Origin of the sequence: Fusobacterium sp. DD2, from assembly GCF_018205345.1 — a bacterium.
Classification (GTDB): Bacteria; Fusobacteriota; Fusobacteriia; order Fusobacteriales; family Fusobacteriaceae; genus Fusobacterium_A.
The window spans coordinates 1-12697 of sequence record NZ_JADRHM010000068.1 but is presented as its reverse complement, the minus strand read 5'-3'; the positions used below and the strand labels follow the sequence as shown (position 1 = coordinate 12697).

The following is a 12697-nucleotide window of genomic DNA, read 5'->3' as shown; positions in this document are numbered from 1 at the left end:
TACAAAAAAGAGAGCTGAGTAAAACATTTTTTTAAAAATGTTACTCAGCTTTTTTTATATCTGAAACTTTTAAAAACTACAAAAATTTTCTTTTTTATTATTTATAAAATAATATTATATACATAAAAAAGATAGCTTAATATTAATAAATATATATTTTTAAAATTTAAATTTATATAAAAAACGATAAAAATTTGCAATATTATTAAAAAGCTAGTATTATATTAGTAAGTACCATTATGTAAAATCGCAAAAAAGATATCTAAAATGGAGGAGGAGATTAATATGAAAAAAGTATTGTTGGGATTATTTGCTCTTTCTGCAGCAGCATTTGCATATGAAGGAACAAATGTATATTTAAAAGCTGGTATAGATCCATATGGAAGATTTAAGGAAGTTAAAGCTGGAGATTATAAACTTAATAAAAAAGCTCGTAAAGATGTTGGTTATGAGTTTGCAATAGAAGCTACTGAAACTGTACTTCCTGAGTTTGAAGTTGGTTTAGGACTGGCTTATCAGGATCATGGTAGACCAAAGTCTGCAGATGGTGAAGATGTAATAGGTAATGATTATAGAATGCCTAGATTCAAATCAGTGCCTCTATATGCAGTGGCAAAATACAATATTCCGTTAGAATCAGAATTTAAACCTTATCTTAAGGCTGATCTTGGATATTCATTTAACTTGAAGAATTCTAAAACTTATAGAGATGAGGATGGAGAATTTAAGGTATCTTATAAAGATGGTATGTATTGGGGATTAGGAGCTGGAGTAGAGTATGAAAACTTTGTAGCTGACTTAATGTATAAGATGAACTATGGTAAGGTTAAATGTGAAGCAAGAGAAGGTAGTGAGTACGATAGCACTAGTCCTAAGATTAACTATGGAAGAATCAGTTTATCAGTTGGTTACAAATTTAACTTCTAAAAAATTGAATATATTATATGGGAGCTGGAGGATTCCAGCTCTTTTATATTGCAAAAAATAAAAAAAGACATGCTTTTTACAAGCTGTCTTTTTTATTTCAAAAGTTTAAAACTATTTGTTTAAAGCTTTTGCAACTTTTGAACTCAATGTAGCAGAGTTAGCTTTTAAGAATTTAACTGTTTCAGCTTCGTTAAGTCCTTTTAAAGTTTTAAGTGCTTTAGGACATACTTTAACTCTTAGAGAAGTTCCGTTTACATTGATTGTAGTAAGTTGTAAGTTAGGTCTCCAAGCTCTTCTAGATAATCTATGAGAGTGAGAAATTTGGTTTCCAGTAATGATCCCAACTCCAATAATTTCACATCTTTGCATTTATAAAGACTCCTTTCTTTATGATATCCTGCATATACAATGCATATAATTGTATCATTAAAAAGATTAAATTTCAAGTTTTTTTTAATTTTTATTGATTAGAGTTATGAAAATTAAAGAAGTATGATATAATAAAAAAGAAATGTAAATTATAGGTAGGGAGTAAAAACATGAACGAACATAGCTACAAAGTATTGGAATTTGATAAGCTAAAAGGAGTTTTAGCTGAGTATAGTGTAATAGAAGAAAATCACTATAAAATAATGAGTCTGACTCCGTTTAAAGATTTTAGTTCGTTAAATAGAGAGTTAGACATATTGAGAGATTTTACAGATTTTGTTCAATTTGATGGTGGATTTGAAACTGCTGGAATGAAAGATATCTGTAAAATGACTGAAAAATCTCAACTTATAGGTACATATCTTGAAGTGGAAGATCTTTGGGATATCAACTACAACTTGAGAATATTCAGAACTTTTAAAAATAAATTAGAAGATCTTGGAAAATATAGAGATTTAAGAGAATATTTTAAGGATGTACCTGTACTTAGAGGTATAGAGGATACAATTAACAAATCAATTGATAATAATCGTGAGATAAAAGATGAGGCTTCTTTGGATTTAAGAGATATCAGAATCCATCAGAAAACACTTGCTATGAATATCAAAAGAAAGTTTGATGAGCTTTTTGATATGCCTCAGTTTGCAAATGCTTTTCAGGAGAGAATCATAACTGAGAGAGATGGAAGAAGTGTAGTCCCTGTAAAGGCTGACTTTAAAGGGCTGATAAAAGGGATAGAACACGACAGATCTGCAAGTGGACAGACAGTATTTATAGAGCCACTTTCAATAGTTGCTCTAAATAACAAGATGAGAGAGCTTGAAACAAAGGAAAAAGAGGAGATAAGAAAGATCCTTCTTAGAATAACTGAGCATATAAGAAATAACAGAGCAGATATAGATGCAGTGGGACATGCAATAATGTATCTTGATATGTTAAATGCCAGAGCATCTTTTGGACTGGAGAAAAAATGTGTAATTCCTAATATCAATAACAGGGAAGTTTTGACATTGGTAGAAGCAAGACACCCATTTATCCCAGCTGATAAGATAGTTCCTCTTACTTTTGAAATAGGAAAAGATTTTGGAACACTTCTGATAACTGGACCAAATACAGGGGGGAAAACAGTAGCATTAAAAACTGCTGGACTTCTTACACTTATGGCTCTAAGTGGAATACCTATTCCAGCTCATGAGCATACAAGTATCGGTTTCTTTACAGGAGTATTTGCAGATATTGGTGACGAGCAGAGTATAGAGCAATCTCTATCATCATTCTCAGCTCACTTAAAAAATATCCAGCACATTCTTGATAATGTAACAAAATCATCTCTTGTATTGTTAGACGAGCTTGGATCAGGAACAGACCCTACAGAGGGATCTGCTTTTGCAATGGCTGTTATAGATTATCTAAAAGATAAAAAATGTAAATCAATAATTACAACTCACTACAGTGAGGTAAAAGCTCATGGATATAATGAAGAGGGAATAGAGACTGCATCTATGGAATTTGATGTAAACACTCTATCACCTACATATAGACTTCTTCTTGGAATACCTGGAGAAAGTAATGCACTTACTATTGCTAAACGTCTAGGGGTATCTGAAGAGGTAATTGAAAAGGCTAAGAGTTATATAAGTGATGACAATAAGAAAATAGAAAAAATGATTACAAATATCAAAGAAAAAGCTGATGAACTGGATATTATGAAAGAGCAGGTTGAATTCTTAAAAGCTAAGGCTAAACAGGATAGAGATGAGTATGCTGAAAAATTAAGAGTACTTGAAAAGGAAAAGAATGAGATCTTAAAATCTGCATATGAAAAGGCTGACAGCATGATGAAAGAGATGCAGGCAAAGGCAGTGGCTCTAGTTGATAAGATTCAAAAAGAGGAGAACAAGAAAGAGGATGTTAAGAAGGTACAAAAGAGTCTTAATATGCTTAGATCAGCTCTTCAGGATGATAAGAAGAAAAATGTTGAAGAGAAACCTAAAATTGCTAGAAAAATTGACTATAAAAAGGGAGATAAGGTATTTGTCAATACTTTAAATCAATTTGCAACAGTATTAAAAATAAATGGAAGCAAGGAAACTGTACAGGTTCAAGCTGGAATCTTAAAACTTGAAGTATCAATGGATGATATAAAAGTGGTAAAAGAGAAGAAGAAAAAAGAGTATACAACTGTAGCAGTAAATAGAAGTTCTGTAAGAAATGAAATTGACTTGAGAGGTAAGATGGTAGATGAAGCTGTATTTGAGCTTGAAACTTACCTGGATAGAGCAATGTTAAACTCTTATTCAGAAGTCTATATAATCCATGGAAAAGGAACAGGTGCTTTAAGAGAGGGAATATTAAACTATCTTAAAACATGCAGATATGTAAAAGAGTACAGACTTGGAGGCCATGGAGAAGGAGGACTTGGATGTACTGTGGTGACACTGAAATAGAGTATAAAGTAACAGTTATAGTAGCAGCTGCTGGAGTGGGAAAAAGAATGAAACTTGGTTATCCTAAACAGTTTTTAGAATGGAATGGAAAACCTCTTTTCATAACTCCTTTAGAGGTTGCAAATAACTGCTCGTTAGTTGATGATATAATAGTTACAACAAATAAAGAAAACGTGGAGATTGTGAAGAATCTTTGTAGAAAGTTTAAAATAACAAAGGTAAAAGCTGTAACTCCAGGTGGAAAAGAGAGACAGAATTCCATATATAATGCTTTATTGTGCGATGAAAATAGTGATATAATCCTGGTACAGGATGGAGTGAGACCATTTTTAAAGGAAAAGTATATAAAAGAGTGCTGTGACATAGTAGTAAAAGAGAAAAAAGGGGCTATTGTTGGAGTAAAAGTGAAAGATACTATAAAAATAATCAATGAGAATATGGAAGTGGTATCTACACCTTTAAGAGAGAATCTGATAGCAGTTCACACACCACAGGCTTTTCCTGGAAATATTCTTAAAGATGCTTATAAAAAGGCAGAAGAGGATGAATTTTTAGGAACAGACGACGCATCTTTAGTGGAAAGAATGGGATATCCAGTTAAAATAGTACCTGGAGATTATGATAATGTGAAGATAACTACACAGGAAGATTTGAAATTTTTAAAGTAGGAGGCAAAATGAAACTTTACTTAGACCAGACAAAACCTTTATTAGGTAATGCTGAAAAGAACTTGGAAATTATGCTTGAAGCAGTTGAAAAAGCAATAGCTGGTGGATATGACCTTATTGTTTTTCCAGAACTTTCACTTACAGGAAATGTATTGGAAGATATAGTATTTGATATTGGAATAAAAGAGGTACCAGAAGTTTTACTTAAGAAGAGTAAGGCTATAGATATTGTATTTGGAGCTGTTGAAATAGGAGAAGAGGAGTATTCTTACAACACTGCTTTCTACCTTTCTCATGGAGAAGTATTGGGAAAACATAGAAAGGTTTATCTTGCTGATTATGGTATGTCTTCTGAAAGCAGATGCTTTATGAAAGGAAATAGTATCTCAGCTTTTGATACAAAATTTGGAAAAGTTGGAATTCTTATAGGAGATGATTTCTATCATCAGTCAGCACAATTTATCTTAGCACAACAGGGGATAAAATATCTTGTTGTATTAGGAAATGAAGTGGCAACAATCACTGAGAGCAAAGAAAATATAAACAGAAGAGCAAAACTTACAGCACAGGTAAACTCAATGTTAAATGGAGTATATACAATATTTGCTAACAGAAGTGGAATAGAGGATGGAGTAATATTCTGTGGAAATGCATTTGTTGTATCACCAAGTGGTGAAATTATAAAAGAGGGAGAAACATTTAAATCTGGTGAAGTTAGTTGTGTCCTGGATACAAGGGAAATAAGAAAAGCTAGAATAAAAACACCATTCTTTAAGAATGAAGACAGAAAACTAACTATTAATGAGATGAAACGTATAGAGACTAATCAAAGATAGTAGGGAGAAGGATTTATGAAGAAGATATTAGGGGTTGTTATAGTAGTAGTGGTAATTTTAATCGGTCTTTTAGGCTATAAATTTGCTTATAAAGCATCACCTAGAGATTTTATAACTAAAGATACCAAGCTTATCTATGCAAATGAAGGATTGGCAACAAAGGATTTTAAACAACTTTCACAATTTATAGAGGATGAAGCTAAAAAGAAAGAGTTTGAAGAAAACCTGAAAAAAATAAAATATGTATCTAAATTATATGTTTTCTCAGATAGAGAACTTTATCAAATAAATGATAAAAATGTGGTAATTGTAGTAGATAGTGGATATGCTTATCCATTTTATATGACTCAGATAAGTAAATATTTTGATCCATTTAAAGATGGTATCTTTGTAATGAAAAAAAATATTGAAGAAAAATATAGTAATCAGATAAATGATGTATATATGTATCCATATAGAGGGCTTTTTATACTGTCAATGAAGCCTAAAAATATTAAGGAATTTATAAATAAAAAGAACGCTTACCTTTATGATAAAGAGATAGAAGGGTATATAGATGACCATAGAGACAATCTTTTAGGAGTTTTATTATACAATAATTCAGATGAAACTTTTTATGGTATCCAATACTTAACAATCACTGGTACTGTTAATAAAGATAAACTGGAACTGCAACAGAGATTTGTTTTAGATAATAAAGCAGCAAATAAGTATAAGAGTACACTTGAGAATAGAGAACTTGCAAAATATATAGAAAATAATGACGTATATCTTTCTCCAGATGATTTTTCAAAGATGGACAACCTTATATTCAATCCATATGTCATAGGACAGGGATTTGATAAAGGTTCAATTTTACGTCTATGGAGAGGAATTTTTAACATAGATCTTACAGAGATGTTAAGAGAGATAGATGGAGAAGCAATAATCAGAAACACTCAATATGGAGTAAGTGGAATAATAAAAATGAAAAAAGATCACCCTGAAACAGACAGTTTCTTAGAACTCCTTAAAGCACAATCAGGACTTCTAAACCTTGGAAAAGAGCTTAATTTCAAGGATAATATGCTTATAATTGGAGAGGACACATTTAAAGAGCAGGCTAAAATGTATAATATTCCTAAAGGAACTTTCCTTTTTGGAGATATGGATATAGCGCCAATTTTACAACTGCCTGATTTAAGGGTAAAGATTTTAGGAAAAGGAAATGAAATAAAAGTGGATGTTGAGATGTCAGCAGTTACTATAAAAGAGATAGAAAGAAGATATTAAGAACGGGAGGATGCGAGGCTATGATAAAGATATACAATACTCTTACAAGACAACTGGAAGAATTCAAACCTGTAAAAGAAAATGAGGTATCTATGTATGTCTGCGGACCAACTGTATATAACTATATACATATAGGAAATGCAAGACCAGCAATATTTTTTGATACAGTTAGAAGATATTTTGAATATAGAGGATACAAAGTCAACTATGTACAAAACTTTACAGATGTAGATGATAAGATTATAAAAAAAGCAAATGAAGATGGAATTACATGTAAAGAGGTAGCTGAAAAATATATCAATGCATATTTTGAAGATACTGGTAAGGTAAACTTAAAAGAAGAGGGAATGACAAGACCTAGAGCAACTGAGCATATTGGAGATATGATAAACATTATAAAATCTCTTGTTGATAAGGGATATGCTTATGCTGTAAATGGAGATGTCTATTTTGAAGTTGAAAAATATAAAGATGGATATTTAGAATTATCACATCAAAATCTTGAAGATTTAAAAAGTGGTGCAAGAATAGAAGTTAACGATATTAAGAGATCACCTCTTGACTTTGCTCTATGGAAAGCTGCAAAACCTGGTGAACCAAGCTGGGATTCTCCTTGGGGTAAAGGAAGACCTGGTTGGCATATAGAGTGTTCTGCAATGTCTCGTAAATATTTAGGAGATACTTTTGATATTCACGGTGGTGGACAGGACCTTATATTCCCACATCATGAAAATGAGATAGCTCAATCAAAATGCGGATGTGGTGGACACTATGCAAGATACTGGATGCATAATGGATATATCAATATAAATGGAGAGAAAATGTCTAAATCTCTAGGAAACTTTTTCCTATTAAGAGAGGTTTTAGAGCATTATGAAGGTAGAGTTATAAGACTATTTGTACTTAGTGCTCACTATAGAAAACCTATTGATTTCTCTGATGCAGAGCTTAGTCAGGCTAAATCATCTCTTGAAAGAATAGAAAATGCATTAATAAGAGCAAAAGAGATAGAAGCTAAAGATGGTGGATTAGATTGCAGTGAACTTGCAAAACACCTTGAAGAGTCTAAAGTTAAATTTGTTGAAGGAATGGATGAGGATTTCAATACTGCTTTAGGACTTGGAGCTATATTTGAACTTGTAAAAGAGCTTAATAAAGCACTTGACAGAGACAATGTAAATGCACAGGGAAAAGAAGTAATAAATTCAGTAGCTGAATATATTAAAACAGTTATGGAAGAGGTATTTGGAGTAAAATTAAAACTTGAAGCAGCAGTTGGAAATCTGACTTCTGAACTTGTTGATTTTATTCTTGAACTTAGAAGAGAAGCAAGAAGTGAAAAGAACTGGGCTCTATCAGATAAGATAAGAGACAGACTTGCTGAAATGGGAATCAAAATAAAAGATGGAAAGGATAAAACTACATGGACAATGTAGATTTAAGAGAGACTAACGGTGTTGTATTGGCTTACCTTGGTGATGCAGTGTGGGAGCTAGAACTTAGAAAATACTGGATCTCAAAGGGACTTAATCTGCGTAACTTGAATAAGAGGGTAAAAGAGTGCGTAAATGCCAAAAAACAGAGTGAGTTATATAGAGTTATATTTCCAACTCTGGAAGAAAAATACCAGATGCTGGGAAACAGATCTAAAAATGGAAATATCAAAAGTTTTCCAAGGTCATGCAGTGTGCAGGAGTATAGAGAAGCTACAGCTTTTGAATCGCTAATAGCTGGATTCTATATAGATGGCAGACAGGATCTCATTGAGAAGACAGTATTACTATGTGTGGAGGAGAGGAAAGATGAAGTTTAAGTTCCCAAGTATTGGATTTAACAGAAGTTTAGGGATTGACCTAGGGACAGCAAATACCCTGGTATATAGTAAAAAACACAGAAGAATAGTTTTAAACGAACCATCTGTTGTTGCAGTTGAAAAAGAGAGCAGAAAGATACTTGCAGTAGGAAATGAAGCTAAGGAGATGCTAGGTAAGACTCCAGATTCTATAGTGGCAGTAAAACCTTTAAGTGAAGGAGTTATTGCTGACTACGATGTAACTGAAGCAATGATTAAATATTTCATTAGAAAAGTATTTGGAAGCTATAGTTTCTTTATGCCTGAAATAATGATATGTGTACCTATTGATGTAACAGGAGTAGAAAAAAGAGCTGTATTAGAAGCAGCTATATCAGCAGGAGCAAAAAGAGCATACCTTATTGAAGAGGCAAGAGCTGCAGCATTAGGTTCTGGAATGGATATCTCAGTTCCTGAAGGAAATATGATAATAGATATCGGTGGAGGATCTACTGACGTAGCTGTAATCTCACTTGGAGGAACAGTTATAAGTAAGACAATAAGAACTGCAGGAAATAACTTTGACGCAGATATTGTTAAATATGTTAAAAAGACACATAACCTTTTAATAGGAGATAAAACTGCTGAAGAGATTAAGATAAAAATAGGAACAGCACTTCCACTTGAAGAAGAGGAAAAGATGATAATTAAAGGTAGAGACCTTATCATGGGACTTCCTAAGACAGTTGAAATAAGTTCTGAAGAGGTAAGAGAGGCTATTCAGGATTCACTTATGGAGATAGTTGAGTGTGTAAAATATGTTCTTGAGCAGACTCCACCAGAATTAGCATCAGATATTATAGATAAAGGTATGATAATGGCAGGTGGAGGATCACTTATAAGAAACTTCCCTGAAATGATAGCAGGTCAGACACATCTTCAGGTTAAGCTTGCTGAAAATCCATTGGAAAGTGTTGTTAGAGGAGCAGGACTTGCCCTTGATCAACTAAAAGTATTAAGACAGATAGAAAAGGCTGAAAGATAATGATAAAAGATATTATTTCCAATGAAGAAGTAAAAGAGTTTTTTATAAATGAGCTGAAAAGAGATAAAAACTCAGGGACATATCTTTTCTATGGAAGTGATATGAGTCTTCTTATGGAATTTGCTCTTTATTTTGCAAAAGGGCTGTGCTGTGAAAGTATAGATGGAGATTTTTGTGACAGTTGTAATATATGCAGAAGGATAGATAACCTCTCATATGGCGATTTAGAGGTTTTAGACAATCCTGATGGTATAACAGTGGATGAAGTGCGTAATCTTGGTTATACCTCATCTTCAAGCGCTTATGAGGGAAAAAGAAAGATATTTATAATAAAAGATATCAGTAAAATGAAAAAAGAGGCTGGAAATGCTCTTTTAAAAATTATAGAGGAACCTAATCAGGGAAGTTTTTTCATTCTTTTAAATACCAATCTAAATATACTTCCAACTATAAAATCCAGAAGTATAATGGTAAAAATAAAAAGAAGAACAGCTGAAGAGCTAGGAGTAGATCAATTTGCCTATGAATTTTTCAGAGGAAATAACGATGATTTAAAAACTTATAAAGAGCTTCAACCTGATCTTTTAGAAGGTTACTCATATCTGGATATAAGAGCAGCTATACAAAATTACAGTGATACTCAGGAGTTTGAATCTAAAATTGATATTTACAAAGCTCTTAGGGATTTTGTAAATAATAGAAGCTATATTGATGATTTGGACAAAATATATTTTGCAGAAGAGATAGTAAAAGGAACCTCAGATAGAAATCTTTTAAGAGAAATTATAAGTTATACTGTTGAGCTTTTAGGAGATATTCAAGGTTTAGAGGAGAGATTGGAGCTAAAAGGAATGATGAAAGCTCCAATAAATATGAAATTATTTTTTATTAATTTTTTCGTAAATATTTGATAAATCTAATAAAATTAAGGATGGAGCGAGTGTAAAACTTGCTCCTTTTCTTCACTAGAAAGAATTTCTTACTAAATAGGAGAAAAAACGATATTATAGTGTATAATTCAGTATAAATTAATATAATCGTATTTATTCTAAATTGATTTATTCTTTAAAATAAGGTATTATAATCAAGCACGGTTAAATAACACGGTCGCATAGCTCAGTTGGGAGAGCACCTGCCTTACAAGCAGGGGGTCATAGGTTCAAGTCCTATTGCGACCACCATAAATGGGGGTGTAGCTCAGTTTGGTTAGAGCGCATGCCTGTCACGCATGAGGTCGCGAGTTCGATCCTCGTCACTCCCGCCATTTTCAAATGCCCAGATAGCTCAGTCGGTAGAGCAGGGGACTGAAAATCCCCGTGTCAGTGGTTCGATTCCGCTTTTGGGCACCACTTGAAACTTAATTAAATAGATATGGCGACGTCGCCAAGTGGTAAGGCAGAGGTCTGCAAAATCTCCACCATCAGTTCGAATCTGATCGTCGCCTCCAATAAAGAGGATAACAGCTTGAAAAAGCTGTTTTTTTATTTTTTGTATTTTGTTTAAAAATAAGATTAATATTTTATGTTTTTTTAAGACATTCAGTATTGACAAATAACAGATTGTAGTTTAGTATAGACAGGTAGAACTTTGTGTAAACGATTGCACAATAATAAAAACAAGAGTTTTACACTTAAAATGAGGGTGATTTTAAGTGCAAATAGAGGAAAGGAGCGGGAATGGATAAGATAACTGTCATTGAAAATACTGAGTTTTTTAAAATAGTTGATGATAGATAACTCATTTGGAAGGTATCTGTATATAAATAGAAAAATTCTGGTTTATCATTGTAACTGTAAAGATATTGGGGTATCTTTATAGAAAGAGCAGAATTGTATGGGAGATGAAATTTCAAATGGGAGGAATAATTTAATGGGAGAAGTTATACGTTATATATTGGATTTAGGAGCTGCAGTATTTTTACCAATTATTATGATAGCTATAGGTTTAGGAGTTAAGATGAAACCTAAAAGGGCTATAATATGCGGACTTACTTTGGGAATAGCCTTTGTTGCTATAAATGTAGTGTTGGGATTTATGTTTACAACAATAAGTCCAGCAGCATCAGCTTTTGTAAAAAACACAGGAATTGCTTTGAAAACTGTAGACGTTGGGTGGTCTCCAGTGGCATCTATTTCATGGGCATGGCCATATGCTCTTCTAATATTTCCTATTCAGATAGGGCTTAATATCTTAATGCTTGCTTTTGGATGGACCAACTGCCTGAATGTGGATATGTGGAATGTATGGGGAAAAATATTTACAGCAACTTTAGTGGTATCTCTTACAGGAAGCATACCAGTAGCTCTTATTATGGCAGCGGTACAGGTTGTATTTGAACTTAAATGTGCTGATATGATGGAAAAATCTATAAGTGGAATGTCTAGAATACCAAATGTAACATGTGCTCATGTAATGAATCTTGAGTGTGTGATACTGGCACCAATCAACAAGCTTCTTGACTATATACCAGGAATAAATAGTATTAACATAGATGCTGAAAAGCTTAAAGAAAAGATTGGAATTTTTGGAGAAAATAGTGTAATGGGATTTTTAGTAGGAGTACTAATTGCAGCACTTGGTAGATGCAGTGTAAAGACAATACTTCAGACAGGAGTGGGAATAGCTGCAGCCTTAGTTCTTTTTCCAATAGTTGCAAACTTCTTTATAGAAGCATTAGGACCTATTGCAGAAGCTGCTGGGGATTTTATGAGAAATAAATATAAGGGAAGAAATTTCTATATAGGTGTTGACTGGTCAGTGCTAGGTGGGAGAACAGAGCTTTGGGTAGTATCTATTTTAATAGTTCCAGTTGAGCTGATTTTAGCTATAATTCTTGCAAAATTTGGAATAAACAGCGTACTTCCACTGGCAGCAATTATAAATATAGGAGCTACAGTACCTGCACTTTTAGTAACAAGAGGAAATATTGTAAGAATGTTTATAATGCAGGTGATAACTACTCCAATATACCTTGTAGTATCTTCATATTTTGCTCCTATTATTACAAAATTGGCAATAGAGCAGAGAACTTTAGATGTTCCAGCAGGTCAGCTTCTGACTTTCTATGGGATAGAGGGTCCAGAGCTTAGATGGGCTCTAATAAAAGCTGCTGATTTTATGAATGGTGGAATAATGGTATTTATACCAATTATTATATTTACTCTTCTTTTTATATGGACTGGGAAATATATGAAAAAAAGAGATGCTTTCTATGATGCACCATGTGATGATAGAGAGATTGATATTATAGAAACTTCAGCTGAATAAAATAACTTGATGGG

Annotated in this window: 11 protein-coding genes and 4 tRNA genes; 14 read left to right on the top strand and 1 reads right to left on the bottom strand. The window is 32.8% G+C overall.

Annotated features, from left to right (window positions below; genetic code table 11):
• Window positions 1-285 precede the first annotated feature (285 nt).
• Window positions 286-927 (top strand): outer membrane beta-barrel protein, encoded by a 642-nt coding sequence (locus tag IX290_RS09590; protein ID WP_211492984.1) that lies wholly within the window; start codon window positions 286-288, stop codon window positions 925-927.
• 111 nt (window positions 928-1038) lie between these two features.
• On the opposite strand, the gene rpmB is transcribed toward IX290_RS09590, so the two are convergent.
• Window positions 1039-1296 (bottom strand): 50S ribosomal protein L28, encoded by a 258-nt coding sequence (gene rpmB / locus IX290_RS09585; protein ID WP_211492983.1) that lies wholly within the window; start codon window positions 1294-1296, stop codon window positions 1039-1041.
• 170 nt (window positions 1297-1466) lie between these two features.
• Here rpmB and IX290_RS09580 point away from each other — a divergent pair, with 170 nt between their 5' ends.
• The 13 genes from IX290_RS09580 (at window position 1467) to IX290_RS09520 (ending at window position 12683) form a co-directional block, all read left to right on the top strand.
• Window positions 1467-3803 (top strand): endonuclease MutS2, encoded by a 2337-nt coding sequence (locus IX290_RS09580; protein ID WP_211492982.1) that lies wholly within the window; start codon window positions 1467-1469, stop codon window positions 3801-3803.
• A complete protein-coding gene (ispD, locus tag IX290_RS09575) occupies window positions 3779-4471 on the top strand; it encodes a 2-C-methyl-D-erythritol 4-phosphate cytidylyltransferase (protein ID WP_211492981.1) in 693 nt (230 codons plus the stop codon). Before IX290_RS09580 ends, ispD begins: the two co-directional genes overlap by 25 nt.
• An 8-nt stretch (window positions 4472-4479) precedes the next feature.
• The gene (locus IX290_RS09570) at window positions 4480-5307 is read left to right on the top strand and encodes a nitrilase-related carbon-nitrogen hydrolase (protein WP_211492980.1); all 828 of its coding nucleotides are present in this window, start codon (window positions 4480-4482) and stop codon (window positions 5305-5307) included.
• A gap of 15 nt (window positions 5308-5322) precedes the next feature.
• The gene (locus IX290_RS09565) at window positions 5323-6579 is read left to right on the top strand and encodes a hypothetical protein (RefSeq protein ID WP_211492979.1); all 1257 of its coding nucleotides are present in this window, start codon (window positions 5323-5325) and stop codon (window positions 6577-6579) included.
• A 20-nt stretch (window positions 6580-6599) separates the two neighbouring features.
• Window positions 6600-8015 (top strand): cysteine--tRNA ligase, encoded by a 1416-nt coding sequence (gene cysS / locus IX290_RS09560; RefSeq protein WP_211492978.1) that lies wholly within the window; start codon window positions 6600-6602, stop codon window positions 8013-8015.
• Entirely contained in the window at window positions 8003-8392 is a 390-nt protein-coding gene (locus IX290_RS09555; protein WP_211492977.1) for a ribonuclease III domain-containing protein, read from the top strand. The genes cysS and IX290_RS09555 overlap by 13 nt, the downstream gene beginning before the upstream one ends.
• On the top strand, window positions 8382-9416 hold the full coding sequence (locus IX290_RS09550) for a rod shape-determining protein (RefSeq protein WP_211492976.1): 1035 nt from the start codon (window positions 8382-8384) through the stop codon (window positions 9414-9416). The genes IX290_RS09555 and IX290_RS09550 overlap by 11 nt, the downstream gene beginning before the upstream one ends.
• Window positions 9416-10327, top strand: a complete 912-nt coding sequence (locus tag IX290_RS09545; RefSeq protein WP_211492975.1) for an ATPase — start codon at window positions 9416-9418, stop codon at window positions 10325-10327. The genes IX290_RS09550 and IX290_RS09545 overlap by 1 nt, the downstream gene beginning before the upstream one ends.
• Before the next feature lie 194 nt (window positions 10328-10521).
• Window positions 10522-10597: transfer RNA gene (locus IX290_RS09540), tRNA-Val, on the top strand.
• Between the two features lie 5 nt (window positions 10598-10602).
• A tRNA-Asp gene (locus IX290_RS09535) sits at window positions 10603-10680 on the top strand.
• A 9-nt stretch (window positions 10681-10689) separates the two neighbouring features.
• A tRNA-Phe gene (locus IX290_RS09530) sits at window positions 10690-10765 on the top strand.
• Between the two features lie 24 nt (window positions 10766-10789).
• Window positions 10790-10863: transfer RNA gene (locus IX290_RS09525), tRNA-Cys, on the top strand.
• Between the two features lie 422 nt (window positions 10864-11285).
• Window positions 11286-12683 (top strand): PTS transporter subunit IIC, encoded by a 1398-nt coding sequence (locus tag IX290_RS09520; RefSeq protein ID WP_211492974.1) that lies wholly within the window; start codon window positions 11286-11288, stop codon window positions 12681-12683.
• The last annotated feature ends 14 nt before the right edge of the window (window positions 12684-12697 follow it).

Coding starts and splice junctions, on each gene's coding strand:
- ispD (WP_211492981.1), top strand. CDS start 3,779: ATGTACTGTGGTGACACTGAAATAGAGTATAAAGTAACAGTTATAGTA.
- IX290_RS09570 (WP_211492980.1), top strand. CDS start 4,480: ATGAAACTTTACTTAGACCAGACAAAACCTTTATTAGGTAATGCTGAA.
- IX290_RS09550 (WP_211492976.1), top strand. CDS start 8,382: ATGAAGTTTAAGTTCCCAAGTATTGGATTTAACAGAAGTTTAGGGATT.
- cysS (WP_211492978.1), top strand. CDS start 6,600: ATGATAAAGATATACAATACTCTTACAAGACAACTGGAAGAATTCAAA.
- IX290_RS09520 (WP_211492974.1), top strand. CDS start 11,286: ATGGGAGAAGTTATACGTTATATATTGGATTTAGGAGCTGCAGTATTT.
- rpmB (WP_211492983.1), bottom strand. CDS start 1,296: ATGCAAAGATGTGAAATTATTGGAGTTGGGATCATTACTGGAAACCAA.
- IX290_RS09555 (WP_211492977.1), top strand. CDS start 8,003: ATGGACAATGTAGATTTAAGAGAGACTAACGGTGTTGTATTGGCTTAC.
- IX290_RS09545 (WP_211492975.1), top strand. CDS start 9,416: ATGATAAAAGATATTATTTCCAATGAAGAAGTAAAAGAGTTTTTTATA.
- IX290_RS09565 (WP_211492979.1), top strand. CDS start 5,323: ATGAAGAAGATATTAGGGGTTGTTATAGTAGTAGTGGTAATTTTAATC.
- IX290_RS09580 (WP_211492982.1), top strand. CDS start 1,467: ATGAACGAACATAGCTACAAAGTATTGGAATTTGATAAGCTAAAAGGA.
- IX290_RS09590 (WP_211492984.1), top strand. CDS start 286: ATGAAAAAAGTATTGTTGGGATTATTTGCTCTTTCTGCAGCAGCATTT.